This window comes from Paenibacillus sp. G34 (assembly GCF_056856875.1).
The window spans coordinates 3,079,914-3,102,260 of record NZ_CM166469.1 but is presented as its reverse complement, the minus strand read 5'-3'; the positions used below and the strand labels follow the sequence as shown (position 1 = coordinate 3,102,260).

Below are 22,347 nucleotides of genomic sequence, written 5' to 3'. Positions count from 1 at the left end.
AAACAAATTGACTGTCAGTACTTACTGTCATAATGTGACTTAAAAAACTAGGGCGTCAGAGCCCTAGTGAACGTCCATACACTTTCGGCAATCACATCTTCCAAAGAAATCCACGGGAAATGTACATGATCCTCCATATGATTAATAAACAATCCATAGTTCAATGCCATAAAGGAGAAAGCCTGTATTTCAGCGTTGATCTGAATCACCTTTCCTTGCTCATACATCGTTTGTAAATATCGGGTTAACAGCTCAAGTAACTGCTGCGGATGTCTTACCGTCCGTGTTCTTAACTCCGGCAAATGATTCATTTCCTTCAGACTGATCATAAATAGTTTACGGTTCTTATGCATAATTTCATGATAGGTTCTGCTCACCAACAACAAGTCAGAATGCAGATCCCACACCAGTTTTTCCTCGAAAAGTCGTGTCATTTCTGCTGCATAATGGTATTCGTCAAATGCGCTCTCAAGCAAATTTTGTTTCGTACCAAAGTGGCGAAATAGCGTTTTCTCACTTACGCCCGCGGTTAAGGCAATCTCCTGCGTAGTAACGCTCTTATACCCTTTAATCGAGATCAGATCAATCGCCGTTAACATTAATTTCTCTCTTGTGCTCCGTTTAATTAAATTGGACATTAAACTCTCCTTCTACTCCGATGTCAGTGATCACTGTCATAAAAGAAGACTACCTTTTGAATAGGGTCGTTGTCAAGTATTTGAACTCATTTTCTGTTCCATCGCTTGTGCAGCAAGTTGAAAAGCACGAATTCTTCTCTCAAGCAATGTATATTGAGGTGTTCCCATAGCAGACTTCTTCATCATTCGTTCAAGAGAAGGAAGAAGATTTAGTATAACTTGACGTGCCTCGGATACTTCCAAGCTGTCATAATATTGTTCTTCTTTCCCATTCCAGGCATGTTCAAGTATAGCTAAACTGACAATTAGCGCATGAAGTCGTTTCTCTATAACCGATGTATTTGCTCCTTTCCCCACCATGTTCTTCAGAGCATTCTCCGATTTTCGGATCACGGACTGAAAGGCTTCAATCGATTGTCGTTGTACAATCTCAGATACGGATGCGGTCATAGGTTAATACTCCTTTATAGGGGATTTATCAATGATGTTATAAGATAGTTAGATATAATATATTCACTGTTTTCAAGAACCCTATTATAGACCAAATGGAATAAATGTACAAAACAAAAAAGCCGCTTACGCGACTTCTTTGTTCATATGCAAGTTGAAGGTTATTAGAGCACCTTTTCCAAAAAACTGATTGTCCGTTCATTCTGTGGTTTGCCGAAAATCTGTTCAGGGTTACCTTCCTCAACAATATATCCGCCGTCCATAAAAATAACCCGATCCGCAACTTCACGGGCGAAGCCCATTTCATGCGTAACTATCATCATTGTCATACCTTCGCGTGCGAGGTCCTTCATAACACCAAGTACCTCTCCAACCATCTCCGGATCAAGTGCCGATGTCGGTTCATCGAACAACATAACATCCGGGTTCATCGCGAGTGCGCGAGCAATAGCTACGCGCTGTTTCTGTCCGCCAGAAATCTGGCTTGGGAAGCTATCCGCTTTATCCGCCAGACCAACACGGTCAAGTAAGCGCAGCGCTGTCTCCCGTGCCTGTGCTTGATTTAATTTGCCAAGTTCCATTGGAGCAAACATAATATTTTTGAGTACGCTGAAATGCGGAAAGAGATTAAAATGCTGGAACACCATCCCGATATTTTCACGAGCTTTATTGATATTGGTATCTTTGCTGTTCAAGTCCTGATCATCAACGATAACACGTCCTGCCGTGATATCCTCTAAACAGTTGATACAACGCAGAAAAGTACTTTTTCCCGAACCAGAAGGGCCAATTACACAAACGACCTCTCCTTCGTTTACGCTCATATCAATACCTTTTAACACCTGATTTGAACCAAAGCTTTTCTTCAGACCTTCTACTTTAATTTTAGCCACGACGGATTTTCACCTCCAGATAATCGGCAATTCTAGTCAGTGTAATTAGAACGATCAAGTACATTGCCGCAACCGTTAGCCAGATGTCAAATGAGGCAAAGGTTCTGGCAATAACAATTTTACCTGACTGTGTGAGCTCAACCAGCCCGATAACGGACAAGATGGACGTATCCTTCAGCGTAATGACCATCTGGTTAATAAACGAAGGAATCATCACACGAATGGCCTGAGGAATGACAATTTTCATCATCGCTTTACGATACGGAAGTCCAAGAGAACGAGCCGCCTCCATCTGTCCACGATCAATCGATTGAATCCCCCCGCGAATAATCTCAGTAACGTATGCTCCGGCATTTAAGCTCAGCGTTAGGATTGCTGCAAGAAACAGCGGCATGGTAAATCCGAACGCTTGAGGAATACCGAAGTATATGAAATATGCCAAAACAAGCAGCGGAATGCCCCTGAAAAAGTCTACAAAGACAGTCGCAATAGCTCGCAAAATTTTATTACGTCCTACCTTCATGAAAGCAAAGATCAAACCGACAATAAAGGCAAAGAATAGAGACATCAGAGTGTACAAAAGGGTCTTCCATAGTCCTTTAAGCAAGAATGGAAGAGATTGGATGATGAGTTCCATGCGTCCCAAAGTTGCTGTGGATTCCTCATTTTCCCCCAGATACTTATCTCGGATGGCTTGGTACTCACCGCTTTCTTTGATGTTGGCAAGACCAGTATTAAACTTCTGCAATAGTTCTTCGTTTTTACCTTTACTTACGGCAAAACCGTAAGGTGCACCTTTTTCTGGTTCAGTTACGACTTTCAGTCCGTTATTTTGTTTCTCCCCATATTTCAACACAGGATAATCATCGAAACATGCAGCAGAATTGCCTGTTTTCACATCATCATACATTTGCGCTGAATCATCGAAGGGTACAATAGTAAACCCATACTTTGATGCATTTGCTTCAGCAAAACGATAGCCTTCCGTCCCCGTTTTTACAGCTACCTTTTTACCGCGGAGATCTTCATAGCTTTTTAACGTATCATTGCTCGCTTTAACGCCCATGACAACGCCTGATTCAAAGTACATATCGGAAAAATCAAATTTGGTTTTACGTTCATTGGTAATACTCATACCTGCAATGACGCCATCCACCTGATTCGATTCCAGCGCTTGTACGGCTGCATTAAAACCTAAGGCTTTGATCTCATATTTAAAATTCTGGTCCTTCGCAATCGCTGCAAGGATATCCATGTCGATGCCGACAAAATCTCCATTTATATCCTGAAATTCAAACGGAGCAAAGGTAATGTCGGTACCGATCACATAAGTTTTGCCCGAATCCGATTGTGCCTGCACACTTCCCGTCCAACCTGTAAAGCCGGACACCAGAAGCAACACCATGGTAAGTATAAGTAATGTAATCCTGTTATTCTTCATATGTCCTCCTCGTCTTGACGTCATGCCATACGTATGTCCCGAATCATGCTAAGGTTATTATTCTCAGCTCATGACCAATCAATGCTCTTTCTACCCACCTTCATTTTTGTTTCCATGGCATTTCTTCAATCCACTTGTAAAAGTCCTCTTATACTTACCCTGGAGGTCAGGTTAGCGAAACTTAAATCTAAAATTTGAAACATTAAAACGCAAAAAAGCCGCAAAATGCGACTTTTCAGCTATCTTATGGGTAAGCATTAATTCTCAATTGGTAAATAATGATGCTCAAGGTCAATCAATAATGTTATAAACCATTTCATCTCGTCCATAAATAACGTTGTAGGCCTTATTTCAATGTAATCTCAAATACGGACCCCACTGCACCTGCAAAGACAAGGTAGCCTCTCTCGGGCAGTACCATTGTCGTTTGACCACTGACTACGCTATGATTCAGACTGGCACCAGACGCATCATACACAACAAATGAACCATCGGAAGGTAAGTTCACTTTCATTTCTTTCCCTGCGGCCGTAGCCGGAATCGAGAACCATTTGGCGTAACCATTCGACTGGATCGTCGTTTTTGATTGCTGACCTGCATAGATCGGTTTCACGATATCTTGGCTGGCATATATGTTGCCTCCTTGCGACACATACTCCACACCGTCTTGTTTGAAAAAAGTAAATTCCATCGAGTCACGACCCGCTACACCCGGGATTTGCAATTGATTCACTGCTCGATCCCCATCTGTAATGGCATTCGTATAAATATATCCTGGTAACTCACTGGACAGCTGAATAGGGATGAGTGGCATTGCTGTGTTATATAGAGTCGAGGTATGCTTTTCATTCACGAGTACATACGCTTTCCCCACACGTTCTTGCCACGCAGCGTTAGCCTCATCCGGCAATGGATTCGCTTGAAGCTTCTGTGCCTTGTACTCTGATGAAGCAAGCTGTCCGAGTCCAGGTGCCGACTGGTACGAGCGTGTCCAAAGATACGTTTTTCCGTTATCTTCCTTAACAAATTTCACTTTCTCCGTACCTGCTTCATTCACAAAAGAACCGTCAGCAATATAGGTGTATGTCTGTTTCGGGCTATTTGGTGCCGCTAACATCGATATCGTGAGTTGCCCATTCTCCTGCACATCCAGTTTCATCAACATGTTGGCTCCGCCGCCATAGATTCCCGAATGATTCATCTCTTCCTTCGGCATCTCTGCTTTCACAGGTACTCCATGTGACTTCTCAGGTTTACGCTCCGGAATCAGCTTCTTTTCTTCCAGACTACTTAACAACAGCTCTGTTGCAATCAATTGATTCGTTGAACTTGAACCTCCTGAAGATGTAACGGCTGCTGCCATATTATACTCAGGAAGTACAATCAGAGAGGCGTGATAAGCAATTGTATTCCCACCTTTAGTCCATGCCTTGATGCCGTATTGATTGAACGGAAACAAGTTCACGCTGTCCCATCCAAGCCCATAGGCAATTGATGAATCACCGTCCTCCGGCCACATTCCCCGTTTGTACTCTTCCTGTCCGGTAGCTTTCACTGATTCTTTGGAAAGAACACCATTCTTCTCGTTCGTGAATACTTGTGACAGCTTCACCAAATCTTCGGCTGTGGAATAGATGCCACCTGAAGCAATCATGTTGGTTGTCTCCAAAGGTTGCCGTTCCTTCTTGGCAGAGTACGTCGTTGCCATGTGTTCCACATCGAGTGGATCTTGTGGCGTCTTGGTATGATTCATGCCAAGAGGTGTTGTGATATGACGGTGCATGAATTCCGTAAAACTCAAACCGCTTACTCGCTCTACGAGAATCTCGGCTAATGAAAACCCGTCATTACTATACACCGAATAGGCACCAGGATCAGTCTTCAGATGCTGTGAAGCTAACTGTTCCAATAATGTATCATGTGCATGCGTATCTGGATCTTCAAATAAAATAGCGCTGTTACTGGATGTGCCAAGCAATCCTGACGAATGATTTAACAGCATACGGACTGTAATTTGAGCATAACGCTTGTCCTTCATCTTAAATTCAGGAATATAGCTCACTACAAGATCGTCCAGTTTCACTTTGCCCTCATCGACCAGCTTCATTACCGCGGTTGTGAGAAACATTTTACTTGTTGATCCTATGCCATACATCGTGTTTGACGTGAGTGGCACACGATTTTCCGGGTCATTCATTCCTGTCTGTCCAGAGAGAGCGATCTCCCCTTCATCGATAAGTGCGTACTGTACACTTGCAATACCGTAGGTTTCGGTTAGTGTCTTGGTTTTCGCAGTCACTGCTTTTTGAGTCAATCCGTAGTCTAGTTTACCTGGAAACTCGGCTGCATATGCAGCTGAGGGAGTTAACATCGCAAATGCCAAGGTTATGGCAACGATGGACATTCTTTTTTTTCGTGTCAAATTCATCTTCTCCTATTCTGCTCTGCGGTCTTTGTGTTTGAGCTCTTACCTAACGCAGTATAAGTGATGAAAATGAACTGTCCACGTCCTGCATATGAACTGGAGATGAACAGTAAAAAATATATTCATTGTGATTCATCATTGCAGCTTGAACCGTTGTCATGATAATATTTCCTACAGTTGTCATGATAATATTTCCTACAATGGAAGGCCCAAATTTTCATTTAGTGCAATTAATATACAATCCATAAATTCAACAACAACGGAGTTGTTACGATGTTAAAAGTGAACCGAAATGATGATCGTCCGATCTGGCAGCAGCTGCTCGACCAGGCTATTCACAATATTACAACCGGGAACTGGCCTCCAGGTGAACTGCTGCTTCCGTCGCGTGAGTTAGCCGGGCGGATCGGTGTTTCACGGTCTACAATTCAGATCGTTTACGAAGAATTATTCAGCCGGGGGTATACCGTAACTTCACGTCGCGGTGGAACAAGAGTAAGCAGCTCGATCCAAGTGCTCCGTTCTTTAGAAGAGGAGCCACCGTCCGGGCCTGTGCCCCCTGTATTGCCTTTAGTACACGAATCCATTGCCAAACTGCAGAGTTGGTTTGGAGATCATGATTCAACGCAGGTGGATATTGATTTTAATCCGCATGAGCCTTACATCGATGAGACGTTCACCCAATCCTGGAGAAAATCATTTTTGCAGGCGTCTGCTGAACCCAACCTTGATATCTGGTCGTATGCCGATGCCAGAGGTTTTCTGCCGCTGCGAGAACAGATCCAGCGTTACTTGTCACTAGAACGAGGAATTCATATTGAAGTCGATCAGATTTTGTTAACTTCAGGTGCACAGAACAGCATTGATTTGATCGCTCAGGCCCTTCTAATTGAAGGAGACAGAGTATCCGTGGAGGACCCCGGTTTTCCTGCTGCCTGGACCACCATGAAGTACCGTAATATGCAGATTGACGCCGTACCTGTTGATGAGCAGGGGCTATGTGTAGATCGCATCCACCCAGAATCGAAGCTCGTATTTGTCACCCCTTCGCACCAATGCGCCACCGGAATCATCATGTCAGAGCCGCGCAGACAGCAATTTATGCAATTGGCCGGTAAACGTGGGATGTGGATTATCGAGGACGATTACGACAGCGAGTTCCGATATCGTGGAGATCCGATTCCTACCCTGTTCAGCCAACTGCCTCAGAATACGCTTTATATGATGAGTTTCTCCAAAATGATTGCGCCCGGTATACGTTTATCCGCAATCATAGGACCTCAAGCAGCGATTGAACGACTTACCCAGATTCATGAACTGACTTATCGCCATCTGCCCATAATGGAGCAGCTAACGCTGAATCATTTTATTGAGCGTGGGCAATTTATGCGCCATATGAGAAGGGTTCGTAACATTTATCGCCGTAGACACGAGGTTATGACCAAAGCCATCCATTCTTCCGGTCTTAGTTCACGTTTTAGATTAAGCGGAGTAGAAACGGGATTACATGTTCTTCTTGAAGCAGATGCGTCATGTGATGAAGCAGCAATAACCTCTGCCGCCGGCAAACAGGGTGTCTGTGTTTATCCTCTAAGTAGATACTGCCTGGAGAGTGATCGTAAGGGGTGGGTATTAGGTTTTGCAAAAGTGGATGAGGCACGAATCGAAGAAGGCATCTCTCGTTTTGCCCGGACCGTATTATAACAATTGAATAGAGCCCGCCGGCAATGCTCATGGATCATTAGAGAAGATTGCAGACGGGCTTTATCTATTTATGAGGTAAACGATGTCCCTGCTTCGTAGAGAGGAAATCGTGATGTGATTTCGCGCACACAGCCTGATATATGCTGTTTTACTTTAGTGTTCGTTGGATTTTTAAAAGCAAGCGCGATAAGCTCGGCAATTTCTTTCATCTCCCCGGCGCCAAGTCCTCTGGTTGTCATGGCAGGCGTTCCGAACCGAATACCGCTTGTAACTAACGGACCTGCTGTGTCATGAGGGATCGAATTTTTATTTGCCGTGATGCCAACTTCATCCAGCATGATTTGAGCGTCTTTACCCGTAAGACCAACGCTGCGCAGATCAACGAGAATGAGATGATTATCAGTACCCCCAGAAACAAGTGAAAGCCCTTCATTGATAAGCGTTTCCGCCATTACTTTAGCATTATTCAGAACGTTGCTCATATATACAGTGAAATCAGATTGCAATGCTTCCCCAAAAGCGACCGCTTTTCCCGCAATAATATGCATAAAAGGCCCGCCCTGCGTTCCCGGAAATACAGCTTTATCGATGGCCTTAGCCCAAGATTCTTTACACAAAATAGCACCTCCACGCGGACCTCGCAGCGTCTTATGTGTCGTGGTTGATACAATATGTGCATGCGGTACGGGGTTAGGGTGTAATCCTGCTGCAACAATGCCCGCGATGTGTGCCATATCTACAAACAGTAAGGCTCCCACTTCGGAAGCAATTTGAGCAAAAATCTCAAAATCAATACGCCTCGGGTATGCACTTCCGCCTGCAACGATCATTCGTGGACGATGTTTGTGAGCCAATTTTCGAACTTCGTCAAAGTCAATAAGACCTGTTTCTGGATCAACACCATAGGGAACAAAGTGATAAAATCTTCCTGAAAAATTAACAAGATTCCCATGTGTCAGATGACCGCCATGAGAAAGATTCATTCCAAGAATCTTATCCCCCATCTGGACTGAGGCAAAGTATACTGCCATATTCGCCTGTGAACCGGAATGAGGCTGCACATTCGCATGTTCAGCACCAAATAATTGTTTCAGGCGTTGATTAGCAATATCCTCTACCGTATCCACATGCTCGCATCCACCATAATATCTTCTGCCCGAATAACCCTCTGCATATTTATTAGTTAATACGCTGGCCGTGGCCTCCATTACGGCTTGGCTCACAAAATTCTCTGAAGCAATCAGTTCTATCGTATCCCGCTGCCTTGCAAGCTCGTGACGGGTTGCTGCTGCCAACGTTTTATCTTGGCTCTCCATATGATTTAACATTCTGATCATCATCCCTTCCAGGTTTCTTAACCATTTGTTCCAAGTGGTTTTTTGGCAAATTTATAATGAATTAGCAGATGCGCCATGACTCCAGCCACAAGTCCCCAAAATGCACCGCCGATGCCAAACAAAGTTACATTAGCCGCTGTTGCTAAAAATGTAATTAATGCCGTTTCCCGTCCGTTCGGGTCTGCCAGAGCGTTAGCCAGGCTGCCGCCGATCGTTCCAAGTAAAGCTAGCCCTGCTAATGTGGCGATAAAAGCTGCGGGAAGAATTAAAAATAATGCGGCTAAGGTTACGCCAAAAATTCCGACAGTTATGTAGAAGACTCCGCAGGCAATGCCCGCAATATAACGCTTGGACTTATCTTCATGCGCATCTTTCCCTGTGCATATGGCTGCGGTAATGGCTGCCACGTTAAATGCATGTGAGCCGAATGGTGCAGCAATTAGTGAACCCAGTCCGGTTACCGTTAATATAGGGTTAGCACTCGTTCGAAAACCATCATTGCGGAGAACCAGCATACCTGGCATGTACTGCCCCGTCAGCGTAATAATAAATAACGGCAGGGCCACACCGAGCAACGCTTGAATTGAGAATTCGGGAGCTGTAAATACAGGTAAAGCGACTGTGAGCTGAATAGAGCTAAAATCGGCTTTCCCCATAATCATCAGATAGATCAGGCCGAGAACCAATATACCAACGATGGCATAGCGAGATGTAAACCGTTTTAACACGATATAGGCGGTGAACAACAGAATAACCAGTACAGGTTCAACCTTGGCCCCTTCAAACGCGGAGATACCAAACTGGAGTAAAATGCCTGCAAGTAAACCGGAAGCGATCCCTGGCGGGATCAATCGCACGAACCGTTCGAACAAACCCGACATGCCCAAAATGATAAAACCAACGGCTGATATCATATAAGCACCTACGGCTTCTGAATAAGGAGTTACAGCCAGCATGGAGACAAGGAAAGCTGCGGCTGGAGTAGACCACGCAGTAATGATAGGTTCTTTATAGCGGTAACTAAGCCATATCCCCGTGATCCCGACACCAATCGAAATGGACCATATCCAGGATGCGGTCATTTCCGGGCTCAATCCAGCTGCTTTGGCCGCTTGAAACACAAGAATGAACGTCCCTCCGTAATTGACAATTACAGAAATTAAAGCAGCGGTCACTGGTGATATTAGATCGCGCCCGCGAATCTTATTAGATGCTGTTTTCAATGTAAACCCCTGCCCCTCAACTAATCTTCTATCTTTTTATGTTCGTTCCAGTAATATTCATCGGGCAGATAACGCGGGCCAAATACATTGGTTCCCACACGAACGATGGTCGCTCCCTCTTCAATCGCCATACTGAAATCACCGGACATGCCCATCGATAACATTTCCATCTCGACACGTGGGATGTTTTTCTCTCTGATCTGTGTGCTGAGCTGTTTCAACAAGCGAAAACATTGGCGTGTCTCATCAGCTGATGCATGCAGTTTCCCTATCGTCATTAATCCTTTTACATTTAGCGTTCCAAATTGAGACAATTGTTCAACGAGCTCCACTGCATCCTCTGGAGAAGCACCGAATTTACTTTCTTCATAGGACGTATTAATTTGTACAAGAATGTCCATTGTCCGCTGTTCTTTGATAAGCTGGTCATGCAAGACCTGCCCCAGCTTCAGACGATCCACCGAATGGATCATTGTCACATACTTAACTACCTCCTTTACTTTATTTGTCTGCAGATGGCCGATAAAATGCCATTCCACCGCTTTGGACTGCTCCATAAGAGGATATTTATCTCGCAGTTCCTGCACCTTGTTTTCTCCAAACAGATGTTCACCTGCCTGCACGGCGATCTGTAACTTCTCAAGCGGTACCGTTTTCGTGGCTAAAAGCAGCTGCACATCGTTAACATTTCGTCCAGAAGCCTTGCAAGCCAGTGCCATTTGTTTTCTAACCATTTTTAAATTTTCTTCAACCGGATAATCCAAGCAAGATGCCCCTTTCTACTCACCATTTGAATGACAGTATAACAATCTATGGATTGAATACGTATATCCAAAGATATGATTTTTGAGCAATCCAAAACTCAGCAATATGCAATTGGAGTCATGTATGAGCTTGATTCCAGTTAAGCCAACTATGATCCTCACAATCAGGACCACCCGTCCAACGGGTGGTTTGCTCTTGGGGTATAACCCCCTGTTGCCAAACTGCGCCTAAAGACGCTAGCCTGACAGCAGGGCTGTTCAGGCTCAGTGTTATTTGTCTCTTTCACTTACCAGTTAAACTGGTCTTACTTCTTTTTGCTCCGATTACTGCTGAATGGATCTTCGTATTCTTTTACACTCAGCTTATCTAACGCTTGATCATGTGCTTCTTGCTCACGAATATACTTTCTTACCGTTGCTTCATTTAGCTCCACTGTGCTCACATAGTACCCTTCTGCCCAAAACTTTCGATTGCCGTATTTATACTTGAGTTGGCATGCTTCTCGAAGATCATGAGCGAACTTTTTCCCTTTAGATATCGCATAAACGTGGAGACTGCAATCTTCGGTGGAATCGCTACCAGCATGTGGACATGATCAGGCATCATATGACCTTCTATAATTTCTACTCCCTTGTACTTGCATAGACGTTTGAAGATTTCGATTAAATCTCTTCTCACTTGATTATAAATTTCTTTCCGTCTATACTTCGGGGTGAACACAATGTGGTACTTACACATCCACTTTGTGTGAGCTAGGCTGTAGCTCTTGGTTGCCATGAATGACCATTCCTTTCGTTTTGAGCCTGAACATCTCAATTGTATTAAAATGGTCATGGTGGTCAAACCTCAGGTTCCTCCACCCGCATAGCGGGTGGTTTTTTGTTTCGCGCGTTTCACGCACTCAACTGGCTAAAGCCATAATAAAAAATCCCGCCTCCGGCTTTCTCAGCCAGAGCGGGATTCGTGTATTACCTTATAAATTTTAAATTATTGATTCACGTTTTCCTTCGTTACCAGTTTCAACTCAGCCGGGATGGATTTCTCCACTTGTTTACCACTCAGCACATCCAGTGCGGCTTGCAATGCAAGCTGTCCGATCAACTCAGGTTGTTGAGCTACAGTTGCTGTTAGTTTACCATCCTGAATCGATTTAATGGCATCATCGTTACCGTCAAATCCGATCACCGGGATATCTTTACCCGAACTTTGGATTGCTTCAATGGCACCCAGAGCCATTTCGTCATTATGGGCAAACACGGCTTGCACTCCTGGGTTTCCTTGCAACAAGTTCTCCATGACATTCAACCCTTTGGAACGGTCAAAGTCAGCGGATTGTTTCGCAACCACGTCCAGCTTTTGGTCTGCAATTTCGTGGAAACCTTTGCCACGCTCACGGGTAGCTGATGCACCCGGTACACCTTCAAGTTCAATCACTTTAGCACCTTCACCAAGCTGCTTCACGATATATTCGGCAGCCATGCGTCCACCCTTCGCATTGTCCGAAGCTACAAGCGCTGCAACTTCACCTTTATCCGCAGAGCGGTCAAGCGTAATTACTGGAATGCCAACACTATTCGCGGATTGAACCGCTGTAGAGATTGCGGCAGAATCTGCTGGATTGATTAACAAGGCATCAACGCCCTGCTGAATCAGATCGTCCACATCGTTCGTTTGCTTCGCAGAATCGTTCTGTGCATCTACGACAACAACCTGAATACCTTGTTTCTGTGCTTCGGCTACGACACCATCTTTCAGTGAAACGAAGAACGGATTGTTCAGTGTCGAGATCGACAAACCGATTTTTTTCTGTTCCTTACCACCGGCTGCCTTTGGTTTCGCCCAGCCTGGCGGCTCCAGCGAACATCCGGCTAGAACAACGATCAGTATCATGCTAACAAGCGTTAGTGTCCATTTTTTCATGTTGTTTTCTCTCCCTTAAGCGGTTTTCTTGCGGTCCAGCAGGACAGCGATAGCAATAACGACACCCTTCACGACCATCTGGTAGAAGGAGTTCACACCGAGCAGGTTCAGACCGTTATTCAGTACACCGATAATCAGCACACCAATCAAGGTACCTACAATGCGTCCGCGTCCGCCAGAAAGGCTTGTTCCGCCCAGCACAACTGCAGCGATGGCATCCAGCTCATAAGATGTACCTGCTGTAGGTTGAGCGGAATTCAGACGCGATGTCAGAATTGCTCCGGCTAGCGCAGCAAGCATACCTGCAAGGGAGTAGATCATAATTTTGACGCGGGATACTTTGATACCCGAGATAATGGAAGCTTTTTCATTACCGCCGATGGCGTACGTTTTGCGGCCGAAGGCCGTTTTATGCAAAATGGTCCACAGAATCACAAACGTAATCAGCATCGTAATCGCCGGTACTGGAATACCAAGCAAGTATCCGCGTCCAAACAATTGGAACAACAAGCTATCGCCCAAACCTGTAATCGGATTACCATTGGTATATACCAGTGTCAAACCTCTAAAAATGGTCATCGTTGCAAGGGTTGCGATAAATGGAGCCATGTTACCCTTGGTAATCATCAGTCCATTGACCATACCCATGACTCCACCAAGGGCTACCCCGATGATGATGGACAGAATGGGATCAAGTCCGGATAACATCATATTGGCTACGAACGCACTGGATAGTGCAAGTATAGAACCAACCGACAAGTCAATCCCGCCAGTGAGAATAACAAACGTCATGCCAAATGCAATCAAAGCATTAATGGAAACCTGGCGTAACAAGTTCAGAATATTAAGTGGTTCCAAAAAGCTTGGATTGAGCACGGAAACAATCACAATTAGAATGATTAATCCGAGAAGTGGGCCGAGTTTTTGTGTTACGCTAGACAAGCGGAACCCGCTTTTGGCTGTTTTAGTGTCCTGCATCGTTGTCATGTTACTGTCCTCCTGTAGCTAGAGTCATAATGTGTTCCTGTGTCGCTTGTTCCTTCGGTAGCACGCCGGTGATGTGACCTTCATGCACAACGGCAATGCGGTCGCTCATTCCGAGCACTTCGGGTAATTCGGATGAAACCATGATGATCGCTACTCCGCGATCCGTCAGTTCGTTCATGAGCTGGTAGATCTCACGCTTCGCTCCAACGTCTACCCCGCGTGTAGGCTCGTCCAGAATAAGTACGCTTGGACCAATACCCACCCATTTGGCAATAACAACCTTCTGCTGGTTTCCCCCAGATAAGTTCCGAGCCGCGGTTTCCGAGGATTGGGTTTTGATCTGCAACCGTTTGATCAGTGTGTCCACAAACTCCTGTTCTTTCGCATTCGAGATGAAACCTTTGCTGGAGAAGCTGAACAGATTCGTCAGTGCCATATTTTCACGGATGGAAAAGTCGAGCACCAGCCCTTCATCCTTCCGGTCTTCTGTTATAAAACCGATGCCGTGCTTCACCGCATCCGCCGGTTTGCGAATATTTACTTTTTTGCCACGTATCTTAATCTCTCCGCTATTCAATCGATCCAGACCAAAGATCGCTCTCATGATCTCTGTACGCCCTGATCCCATCAGACCGGAGAAACCGAGTACTTCGCCGGCTTTTACGTCAAAACTGACATTTTCGAATAATCCCTTCCGGTTCGCTTCCCTCACCTCAAGCACAACTTCACCATATTTCGGATGACGGGACGGATAACGCTCGGTAAGTTCACGACCTACCATCTTGCGCACAACTTCATCAAAATTTGTCTCAGGAATGGCTTTGGTATCGACGGTTCGCCCATCACGCATAATCGTAATGCGATCACAGATCGTGAAAATTTCCTCCATTCGGTGAGAGATATAAACAACGGATACGCCATTTTTTTGCACAGAACGAATGACCTCAAACAATTTCTGAATCTCACGTTCAGTCAAAGCCGCAGTAGGCTCGTCCATAATAATGACTTTGGCCTCGGTCATAAGCGCTTTAGCTATCTCAATCATCTGCTGTTGTCCGACAGAACACTCTCCTGCAGGACGCTCAAGCGGGATATCCACCGATAATTTAGCGAATTGTTCACTGGCAAGCGCTTTCATTTGTTTTGTGTTCAGCAACCCCATGGAGGACGATATCTCTTTACCGATAAACAGGTTATCCAGTACCGTCATCTCAGGCCAGACATTCAATTCTTGGTGAATAAACGTAAGCCCAAGCTGCTCTGCTTCTTTCGGACTACTGAAGTACGTCTCTTTGCCATCAATCTCAATCGTTCCCTGATCCCGCTGATGCAAGCCAATCAGAATATTCATGAGCGTTGATTTGCCGGCCCCGTTCTCCCCCATCAGGGCATGAACCTCGCCTTCTTTTAATTCGAAATCCACGCCGCTTAACACTTGATTCGTGCCAAACGCTTTATGGATATTATGCATCTGAATGTTCATGGTGCTGCCTCCTTTTTAACCGAAATGAACTCCCGATTGTAAAATACAATTGGCATAAGGTGTTGCCTCACCTGTACGAATAACCGCCTTCACGTGCCGGGTTAATGCTTTAAACTGTTCATGATTCTGGCTATCATCGATGATCTGCGAATCAAATTTTTCATTCAAGTACGCAAGTGTCTGCGGGTTCCCTTCATGGATTTCACTAGCGACGACCACTTTTTCAATGACCATGTCTTTCGCAATGACGTCTAGTACCTCACTGAAAGTTGGTGTTCCGAGTTTGAGTGCCAGATCAATCTTGAGCACACCATCCGGAACGGGCAAGCCCGCATCCGCAATGGCGATTTGATCCGTGTGACCCAGATCAGACAATATTTTAGAGATGTGACTGTTCAAGATGCCGTTTCTTTTCATATAAAGTTCCCCTTTATTTCATTTGCAGATGCTTATCTATTTCAACCTTCCAATCGCTGTTATCCCCAGATTTTTTCGATTCTTTTTCCATAAGGGAAAATCCGGTGATAAAGGCGACCGCTCCGCTTTTTCAGGTTTTTTCTGTCCTCTCCGTTAAAGTGTAAATAAGAATAGTTGAACTTATATAGAAGTCTTTGCTCAGCTTCTTGTTATAGGCTCTCCTCTACTTCGTCCCTGGTTGGCATACCACCCTGTGCACCAAACTTGGTTACAGACAACGAGGCCGCCCGGTTGGCAAAACGAACACTGTCCTGAATCGATTTACCCTCAGCCAGAGCAACTGCAAATGCTGCATTAAACGTATCGCCCGCTCCGGTTGTATCTAAAGCTTCAACTTTATAGGTTGGCACAAGAACTTCTTCTTTACCGTCAAAATATCGAACACCCTTGCTGCCTTCTGTAATAAATAACTTGTTCGGATGTTGACGTAAGGCTTCGGCTGGCTTCATGCCTTTGAACAAAATTTCGGCCTCATGCTCATTGGGTGTAATATACGATGCATTGTCGATCACCTCTTGCGGAACCGCACGGGCAGGAGCCGGATTGAGTAATAAAGGTGTCTTGTATTTGGCACATAATTGGCTGACATGAATCACTGTTTCTTCTGGAATCTCTTGCTGGATCAGAACGATATCCGCGTTACGAATCGCTTCAGCAGCTTCATCCACATAAGCAGGTGTCACTTCGCGATTGGCCGCTTCGACCACCACAATGCTATTATCTCCCTCTGCCAAGATGATATGAGCCGTACCACTCTCTGAATGTGTAACCGGTTTCACATTGCTTGTATTTACACGATTTGCTTTAAAGTTCTCTAAAATGTCTTTACCGAATGTATCATCTCCAACACGGCCGATCATGACAACTTCGGCTCCCAAGCGAGCCGCCGCAACAGCTTGATTGGCGCCTTTCCCGCCGGGTACTGTCTTAAAGCTTTCACCAAGCACGGTTTCTCCCGCGCCCGGTCTTCTAGATGATGTGACAACCAAGTCCATTGAACTGCTTCCAATCACACAAATGTTAGCCATCGTCTCTCACCTTTCTCGTTGTTCCCCGTTCAATAAAGGACACGGGCAACTGTATGTTTTTATTCTCCATGTTATTTTGCTCTACTAACTGAATAAGTAATCCTGCTGCTTCTCTGCCCATCTCATATGCTGGCTGACGAATCGTAGACAATGCCGGTGACAACAATCCACTCATCGGAATATCGTCAAACCCGATAACCTGCACGTCCTGCGGAACATTCTTCCCGATGCGATAGGCTTCATGCAATACAGCCATTGCAGCGATGTCATTACTGGCAATAACACCGTCCGTGTCTGGAAATTTTCCAAACAGTTCCTCAGCCCATACCCCTGCTTCATTAAATGAAAACGAGGTGGTTTGAATGACCTCATGATCCAGCCCCGCTTCCCGGATGACTTCAATTGCTCCTTCAAACCGATCTTGAGCCGGCCTAATATGGGATGGTCCTTGCATAACAGTAATTCTTTTACTGCCCCGTTTGATGATCTCCTTGGCAGCCAGCCTTCCGCCTTCTCTGCCATCGGCATAGACCGAAGGCCGATCCAGCGAAGTTCTGTCCAGAAAAACGACGGGAATCTTCAGCTTTTCATATATCGAAGAGTGAGGGTAATTGGTGGATGAGATCACACCCACTACGTTATTCTGGATAAACGTCTGGATGTAATCCTGCTCCTTCCGTTCATCCTCATCACTATTTCCAAATATTAATCGGTAATCCTGCTCCTGCATCCGATCCTCAACACCCCGCGCAAGCTGAGGGAAATAAGGATTCGCAATGTCCGGAAGCAGTAAACCAATCAGTTTCGACTTGCGTGTGTATAGTGAACGTGCCACTTCATTCGGTGAAAAGTGAAGTGCCTTGACAGCTTCTTCAACTTTCTTGCGAGTATCTGCGTGCACATAGCCCCTGTCATTAATCACTCTGGATACCGTGGCTACGGATACACCGGCCAGATTTGCTACGTCTTTAATTGTGGTCATGAAATGTTCTCCTTATGTGTAACCGGTTACAGACATAAATTATCACATTATTTTTCATTTGGCAAGGGGTCTCTCTATGGAAATATTACCCTAAGTACTTTTATTGAATAAAAAACTATCCCATTGAAGCTGCTTTTACTATGCATAATAGCTGAATTACTCTTTCTCCATTTTTTCTCCCAACACGAAACCCGGTTTTTATGATATGGTCTATAAGGCATGATTGTTTATTTATACATACAGATGTGCACAACAAACGAGGAGAAGATTAAGCGTGATCGAAAGAGAAACAAAACTTACAAGTTCAACCGTAACAGAACATGGGAAAAGAGATATTGCAGCAAAAGAAAGTGTTATTCCAGATGTACAGGAACCTCGCAGCAGATTTAGCGATCCGTTCATCGTCATGCTCGTTGCAGGCTTATGTTGCTTATTATGGGGAAGTGCTTACCCTTCCATCAAACTTGGGTATGTTGCTTTTCATATTTTGCCCGAAGATATCGCTTCAAAATACGTTTTTGCGGGTTATCGATTCAGTTTGGCAGGTATATTGCTGCTAGTTCTGTACCGCGTTGGTTTTAGACGCAGGTTGAAGCTTACGGGGCGTGAATGGGCGAGTTTGAGCATGCTCGGCGTATTGCAGACAGGACTGCAATATATGTTCTTTTACGTAGGCGTAGCGAACACCACCGGTGTCAAAGGTTCCATTATGAATGCAACAACGACGTTTTTCAGCGTGGTACTAGCCCATTTTATTTATAAAAACGACAAGTTGAGCCGTAACAAAATCATGGGCTGTGTGCTCGGGTTCATTGGTGTCATTATCGTCAACTTTCATGCAGACTTGCTTACCTTTTCATTCTCTTTCACAGGAGAAGGGTTTATTATTATGGCTGCCCTCGTTTTCTCGATCACAGCCATATATGCGAAGCGTTTAACTGCAGCAATTGATGTTATGATGATCACAGGTGTCAGCCTGCTGGTTGGCGGAATCGTACTGACTTTGCTCGGCCTGTCGCTCGGAGGTCAAGTTACTCATTTTACATGGGAGTCCACACTGAATCTGGTTTATCTGGCTTTGCTGTCATCCGTGGCCTTCTGCCTGTGGAATCTGCTTCTGAAGTACAACAAAGTTGGCAAAGTATCGGTCTACAACTTCCTGATCCCTATCTTTGGCGCACTGTTATCTGCACTTTTTCTCGGAGAAACAATATGGGAACTGAAAAACCTTGTTGCGTTAATATTAGTATCCGTTGGCATTTATTTAGTCAACCGGGTAAGCTCACTTCGAATGACAAAAAGCCGCTAATTAGCGGCTTTTTGCAAACTGTAACAACACGATTATGTCTGCTGAAATTAGAAAATGAGATACTTTGTTATCTTTCACCATGTACTTTTACCTTGTAAACAGAACTAGATTAGTAAATTACAGTGTAATCAATCAAGTCTTCTTTTTCTTCATAATTGAACATAATACCGTGTTTACCCCATTTATATATCATCTCGTATCCGCCAACGGCTTCATTGTAATATTCCGAAGACGGTTTTCCAAGCCACAACTTTATATCATCAGGGGAAAGATACTGCTTCTCATTATAAAGCTCAATGACGGAAACGCGAGATTTGCTTTTCAATTCATGCAGGTAGGCATCAAATCCGATACCAAAGTTAGCATAATTGTATAAAGCACCCCATTCTCCATTTGATTTGGATTTAGGTTTACCCAGTTTCTTTTGCACCGTTTGCAACGTCAGGCCTGTTGTAATATCTTTCCGTCCAGGTAGCTGTCCTTTGGAGGCAGCATCCTTGAGGCTTGTCAGGTAAGCACGATTCCCGACTCCAGAATTAGGCCAATCTGCAACCTTTTGATTTCGATTATCATCGATACGCATCTGTAATTGCTTTGCATTAATTTTAAAGGTATAAAATTCGTAAATACCCTGCGCATTATTATAATACCTGAACTGTACACGACCACCTGACAGTGCCCGAATACCCCCATCTTTCATCGCAATAAAAGAGTTCCCTATGGATTTGCCATTGTGCTGAAAATAATTTACACGTTTCAACTCGCCCGATTGAATTACAAACGTTTTAATCATATTTACATTGGATGCACCCCACTCTGTAATCATCAAAAGATCAGGAACACCATTCTCCTTGCTATTCACCACAAAATTCCAAGTTTGAGGTAATATAATCTTATTTAATCCCAATTTAACATTCTGCACCGTTCCGAATGAGGCTCCCGACTTGAGAAGTGCTGCACGGTATGTACCGGAATAACTTACATCTCCAGCTTTATTCTTTGTCTGGCTATCTGGCCCGATTAATGTGCTAGCTTCTTCGTCATCGGCAAAAATATAAACCGTATATGCAGTCTGCTGTGCATCTCGTAGTGTAAACGAAAGTCTACTCTGTTGCTTCAGCTGTTCAGCAGCAATTTGCTTTCCTTTAGCGCTAGCGTCTCCTGGAACGAGAAACAAGGCACTAAGCATAGGAGCAATTAAAGTTAAGAGCATCAGAATTGCCCATTTCGTATGATGTTTCGTATAAGTCATGATGTAAGCTCCTTTATGTATTTAATATTTAATTAATTTCTACAAACCTGAGTATTTCTTTTACGTGTAGACTCCTCATTCGATATTTCTAACTTGATCTGGGTTAATTATTCTCTCGCTCTCTCCTTTCCGTGTTATTTGATCTGGAGGAAACATCTCCCTCTAGTTCCAAATGCCTAAACTATAATAACATACTTTCTCTTACGAAAATATATGTAGAACAGGAATACGTAGCCGGCCTCCTATACCAATTTAAAATAAACAAAAACCCTGCTGTTCGTCCTCAGCAGGGTTTGAAATGAATGAATAGTACATAAACTGAAGCTAGCTTACATCTTTAGAACTGTTTTAAAGGCATGAGTACACGGCGTTACGCAAACGACGCTGAACATAATGCTCCTGACTATTCAAGAGATGCTGCGCATACATCACCGTCAGCCCGGAATCCGGGTCGATAATGGCCATACAGCCTGCTGCACCGGCCCATCCAAATTCACCAACCGGACTCAATGATCCACTGCCTGCTGGGGAGATATGTGTACGAACGCCGAGACCATAACCGTAACCATACATATGATCCCATGAAAAGTCTGGTCGTGTCATATCATTCAGATGATCGGCTCTCATGAGCTCCACGGAAGCTCGGGACAAAATTCGCACTCCTTCAGGGCTTATGCCAAACCCGGTCAGTGCATTGAGGAACTTGGCGTAATCGTTCACGGTAGATAACAATCCGGCACCGCCACTATCCAGTTCTGTACCTACACGGAAACCGTTACCGTCCATTCGTACCGCTTTATCTTGCTCTTCATCAAAAAGATATTGCGGAATCAAGCGAGATTGCTGAGCTTCATTCAGGTCAAAGGTGGTATCATGCATACCAAGTGGTTTAATGATCTCATCTTGCAAATACGTGCCGAATCGTTTGCCACTTACGACTTCGACCAGTGCACCAAGTACATCATGACACATGCTGTAATTCCAGTGTGTGCCCGGCTCAAACATGAGTGGTTCTTTGGCCAAAGCTCTTGCAAACTCTCGCGTTGGCAGTGTTCCATTCGTGCGTTCTACGGCTTCCTTGATACTTGGCGAATGGATATCATATGAAAAACCAGCAGTCATCGTAAATAGATCACGTACCGTTATTGGTCTTGCCGCTTTCTCATAGTACACCTCGCCATTCGGAAGTGCCTTTTTCACCTGCATTTCCTCAAATTCAGGTAAGTACTGAGAAAGCGGGTCAAGTAAAAGGATATCCCCTTTCTCAACCAGTTGCAGTGCAGCAACACAGGTCATAATCTTGGTCATGGAGTACAAATTAAAGATGGCGTTATCCCGAATTGGAGTCTTCTCCTCCAGATTCTCAAATCCATTGCGATACTGGAAAACGGTTTCGTTTTGATGCATAATAAGCACTTCTGCCCATGGAACTCTCCATGAGGTTAAACGATCAATTAATGAAGCAACCGGTTTAAAGTCCATATTTCCCCATCCTTATATGTAAAATTGTGTTGTTTGTGCCACGAAGAGCACTTAGCGAAATATACTTCTCTTCCCTACGACATATACTACTATACGACCTTTTGAACCTGTTGACTAGTTTGATTAATTGTTAATTTCGTGAGGCGAGGTATGGCTTTTCAAATGCAAAAAGCTGATCCATAACTGGATCAGCTGATTACCTTACCATCATATTTGTACCCTAATTTGGATAAGATCGTCTATTTTCAACCGATTTCATACGATTCTGGTCATCCGTTACGTGATCCTGACTAAATTCCTGCCCTGCCTCCATCTCACCATGACCGGACACATTGCGGGAGAAATTGGTGAATTGTCTTTTGTGCTCGTCCTGTTCGTGCTTCTGTTTCAATAGTTCCTGCGGGTCTTGCTTGGTCATTACACTAACCTCCTTATTGAAAATGTCATGCATGTCTTCTTCACACTATATAAGTTGAACTAAAAAGGGCTTGCACACCAATCAAGTTCAACTTATATACAAAAGCTTTCCATACAGAAGCTCTGCTTATTCA

At 44.4% G+C, this 22,347-nt stretch carries 19 protein-coding genes and 1 pseudogene; 2 read left to right on the top strand and 18 right to left on the bottom strand.

What is annotated here, in order from left to right:
• Window positions 1-47 precede the first annotated feature (47 nt).
• The 5 genes from AC1VYS_RS14110 to AC1VYS_RS14090 all read right to left on the bottom strand — a co-directional run bounded on the left by AC1VYS_RS14110 (window position 48) and on the right by AC1VYS_RS14090 (window position 5,850).
• Window positions 48-638: a TetR/AcrR family transcriptional regulator gene (locus AC1VYS_RS14110; protein WP_482914786.1), complete on the bottom strand. Its 591-nt coding sequence runs from the start codon at window positions 636-638 to the stop codon at window positions 48-50.
• 72 nt (window positions 639-710) lie between these two features.
• Window positions 711-1,088 (bottom strand): hypothetical protein, encoded by a 378-nt coding sequence (locus AC1VYS_RS14105; RefSeq protein ID WP_482914785.1) that lies wholly within the window; start codon window positions 1,086-1,088, stop codon window positions 711-713.
• A gap of 164 nt (window positions 1,089-1,252) precedes the next feature.
• Complete coding sequence (locus tag AC1VYS_RS14100; RefSeq protein ID WP_482914784.1) at window positions 1,253-1,981, bottom strand: amino acid ABC transporter ATP-binding protein; 729 nt, start codon at window positions 1,979-1,981, stop codon at window positions 1,253-1,255.
• Complete coding sequence (locus AC1VYS_RS14095; RefSeq protein WP_482914783.1) at window positions 1,974-3,422, bottom strand: amino acid ABC transporter substrate-binding protein/permease; 1,449 nt, start codon at window positions 3,420-3,422, stop codon at window positions 1,974-1,976. Before AC1VYS_RS14095 ends, AC1VYS_RS14100 begins: the two co-directional genes overlap by 8 nt.
• A 346-nt stretch (window positions 3,423-3,768) precedes the next feature.
• Entirely contained in the window at window positions 3,769-5,850 is a 2,082-nt protein-coding gene (locus AC1VYS_RS14090) for a serine hydrolase domain-containing protein (RefSeq protein ID WP_482914782.1), read from the bottom strand.
• Window positions 5,851-6,120: 270 nt separating this feature from the next.
• On the opposite strand from AC1VYS_RS14090, the gene pdxR reads away from it, so the two are divergent.
• Entirely contained in the window at window positions 6,121-7,551 is a 1,431-nt protein-coding gene (gene pdxR / locus AC1VYS_RS14085) for a MocR-like pyridoxine biosynthesis transcription factor PdxR (protein WP_482914781.1), read from the top strand.
• Between the two features lie 68 nt (window positions 7,552-7,619).
• On the opposite strand, the gene AC1VYS_RS14080 is transcribed toward pdxR, so the two are convergent.
• The 10 genes and pseudogenes from AC1VYS_RS14080 to AC1VYS_RS14035 all read right to left on the bottom strand — a co-directional run bounded on the left by AC1VYS_RS14080 (window position 7,620) and on the right by AC1VYS_RS14035 (window position 17,753).
• The gene (locus tag AC1VYS_RS14080; protein WP_482914780.1) at window positions 7,620-8,879 is read right to left on the bottom strand and encodes a serine hydroxymethyltransferase; all 1,260 of its coding nucleotides are present in this window, start codon (window positions 8,877-8,879) and stop codon (window positions 7,620-7,622) included.
• 26 nt (window positions 8,880-8,905) lie between these two features.
• Window positions 8,906-10,111, bottom strand: coding sequence for a benzoate/H(+) symporter BenE family transporter (locus AC1VYS_RS14075; RefSeq protein WP_482914779.1), 1,206 nt, complete (start codon window positions 10,109-10,111; stop codon window positions 8,906-8,908).
• A gap of 20 nt (window positions 10,112-10,131) precedes the next feature.
• Window positions 10,132-10,875, bottom strand: coding sequence for a YggS family pyridoxal phosphate-dependent enzyme (locus AC1VYS_RS14070; RefSeq protein WP_482914778.1), 744 nt, complete (start codon window positions 10,873-10,875; stop codon window positions 10,132-10,134).
• A 305-nt stretch (window positions 10,876-11,180) separates the two neighbouring features.
• A pseudogene (gene tnpA, locus AC1VYS_RS14065) lies at window positions 11,181-11,653 on the bottom strand (IS200/IS605 family transposase).
• Window positions 11,654-11,863: 210 nt separating this feature from the next.
• Window positions 11,864-12,796, bottom strand: a complete 933-nt coding sequence (gene rbsB, locus AC1VYS_RS14060) for a ribose ABC transporter substrate-binding protein RbsB (RefSeq protein WP_482914777.1) — start codon at window positions 12,794-12,796, stop codon at window positions 11,864-11,866.
• Window positions 12,797-12,811: 15 nt separating this feature from the next.
• The gene (locus tag AC1VYS_RS14055) at window positions 12,812-13,783 is read right to left on the bottom strand and encodes an ABC transporter permease subunit (RefSeq protein ID WP_090915883.1); all 972 of its coding nucleotides are present in this window, start codon (window positions 13,781-13,783) and stop codon (window positions 12,812-12,814) included.
• A gap of 1 nt (window position 13,784) precedes the next feature.
• On the bottom strand, window positions 13,785-15,266 hold the full coding sequence (locus tag AC1VYS_RS14050; protein WP_482914776.1) for a sugar ABC transporter ATP-binding protein: 1,482 nt from the start codon (window positions 15,264-15,266) through the stop codon (window positions 13,785-13,787).
• Window positions 15,267-15,281: 15 nt separating this feature from the next.
• Window positions 15,282-15,683, bottom strand: coding sequence for a D-ribose pyranase (gene rbsD / locus AC1VYS_RS14045; RefSeq protein ID WP_482914775.1), 402 nt, complete (start codon window positions 15,681-15,683; stop codon window positions 15,282-15,284).
• Between the two features lie 209 nt (window positions 15,684-15,892).
• Window positions 15,893-16,771 carry a ribokinase gene (rbsK, locus tag AC1VYS_RS14040; protein WP_482914774.1) on the bottom strand — a complete coding sequence of 293 codons (879 nt, stop codon included), beginning with the start codon at window positions 16,769-16,771 and terminating at the stop codon, window positions 15,893-15,895.
• Window positions 16,764-17,753, bottom strand: a complete 990-nt coding sequence (locus AC1VYS_RS14035) for a LacI family DNA-binding transcriptional regulator (RefSeq protein WP_482914773.1) — start codon at window positions 17,751-17,753, stop codon at window positions 16,764-16,766. Before AC1VYS_RS14035 ends, rbsK begins: the two co-directional genes overlap by 8 nt.
• Before the next feature lie 274 nt (window positions 17,754-18,027).
• On the opposite strand from AC1VYS_RS14035, the gene AC1VYS_RS14030 reads away from it, so the two are divergent.
• Window positions 18,028-19,062: a DMT family transporter gene (locus AC1VYS_RS14030; RefSeq protein WP_482914772.1), complete on the top strand. Its 1,035-nt coding sequence runs from the start codon at window positions 18,028-18,030 to the stop codon at window positions 19,060-19,062.
• Window positions 19,063-19,171: 109 nt separating this feature from the next.
• On the opposite strand, the gene AC1VYS_RS14025 is transcribed toward AC1VYS_RS14030, so the two are convergent.
• The 3 genes from AC1VYS_RS14025 to AC1VYS_RS14015 form a co-directional block, all read right to left on the bottom strand.
• The gene (locus AC1VYS_RS14025; protein WP_482914771.1) at window positions 19,172-20,314 is read right to left on the bottom strand and encodes a DUF4309 domain-containing protein; all 1,143 of its coding nucleotides are present in this window, start codon (window positions 20,312-20,314) and stop codon (window positions 19,172-19,174) included.
• 348 nt (window positions 20,315-20,662) lie between these two features.
• Window positions 20,663-21,796 carry a serine hydrolase domain-containing protein gene (locus AC1VYS_RS14020; protein ID WP_482914770.1) on the bottom strand — a complete coding sequence of 378 codons (1,134 nt, stop codon included), beginning with the start codon at window positions 21,794-21,796 and terminating at the stop codon, window positions 20,663-20,665.
• Window positions 21,797-22,016: 220 nt separating this feature from the next.
• Window positions 22,017-22,214 (bottom strand): hypothetical protein, encoded by a 198-nt coding sequence (locus AC1VYS_RS14015; protein ID WP_145330658.1) that lies wholly within the window; start codon window positions 22,212-22,214, stop codon window positions 22,017-22,019.
• Window positions 22,215-22,347: the final 133 nt, after the last annotated feature.

What these genes read in the sequence shown, in the direction of transcription:
- AC1VYS_RS14090 (WP_482914782.1), bottom strand. Translation starts at nt 5,850, where the DNA reads ATGAATTTGACACGAAAAAAAAGAATGTCCATCGTTGCCATAACCTTG.
- pdxR (WP_482914781.1), top strand. Translation starts at nt 6,121, where the DNA reads ATGTTAAAAGTGAACCGAAATGATGATCGTCCGATCTGGCAGCAGCTG.
- AC1VYS_RS14025 (WP_482914771.1), bottom strand. Translation starts at nt 20,314, where the DNA reads ATGACTTATACGAAACATCATACGAAATGGGCAATTCTGATGCTCTTA.
- AC1VYS_RS14080 (WP_482914780.1), bottom strand. Translation starts at nt 8,879, where the DNA reads ATGTTAAATCATATGGAGAGCCAAGATAAAACGTTGGCAGCAGCAACC.
- AC1VYS_RS14110 (WP_482914786.1), bottom strand. Translation starts at nt 638, where the DNA reads ATGTCCAATTTAATTAAACGGAGCACAAGAGAGAAATTAATGTTAACG.
- rbsK (WP_482914774.1), bottom strand. Translation starts at nt 16,771, where the DNA reads ATGGCTAACATTTGTGTGATTGGAAGCAGTTCAATGGACTTGGTTGTC.
- rbsB (WP_482914777.1), bottom strand. Translation starts at nt 12,796, where the DNA reads ATGAAAAAATGGACACTAACGCTTGTTAGCATGATACTGATCGTTGTT.
- AC1VYS_RS14015 (WP_145330658.1), bottom strand. Translation starts at nt 22,214, where the DNA reads ATGACCAAGCAAGACCCGCAGGAACTATTGAAACAGAAGCACGAACAG.
- AC1VYS_RS14095 (WP_482914783.1), bottom strand. Translation starts at nt 3,422, where the DNA reads ATGAAGAATAACAGGATTACATTACTTATACTTACCATGGTGTTGCTT.
- AC1VYS_RS14035 (WP_482914773.1), bottom strand. Translation starts at nt 17,753, where the DNA reads ATGACCACAATTAAAGACGTAGCAAATCTGGCCGGTGTATCCGTAGCC.
- AC1VYS_RS14055 (WP_090915883.1), bottom strand. Translation starts at nt 13,783, where the DNA reads ATGACAACGATGCAGGACACTAAAACAGCCAAAAGCGGGTTCCGCTTG.
- rbsD (WP_482914775.1), bottom strand. Translation starts at nt 15,683, where the DNA reads ATGAAAAGAAACGGCATCTTGAACAGTCACATCTCTAAAATATTGTCT.
- AC1VYS_RS14105 (WP_482914785.1), bottom strand. Translation starts at nt 1,088, where the DNA reads ATGACCGCATCCGTATCTGAGATTGTACAACGACAATCGATTGAAGCC.
- AC1VYS_RS14050 (WP_482914776.1), bottom strand. Translation starts at nt 15,266, where the DNA reads ATGAACATTCAGATGCATAATATCCATAAAGCGTTTGGCACGAATCAA.
- AC1VYS_RS14020 (WP_482914770.1), bottom strand. Translation starts at nt 21,796, where the DNA reads ATGGACTTTAAACCGGTTGCTTCATTAATTGATCGTTTAACCTCATGG.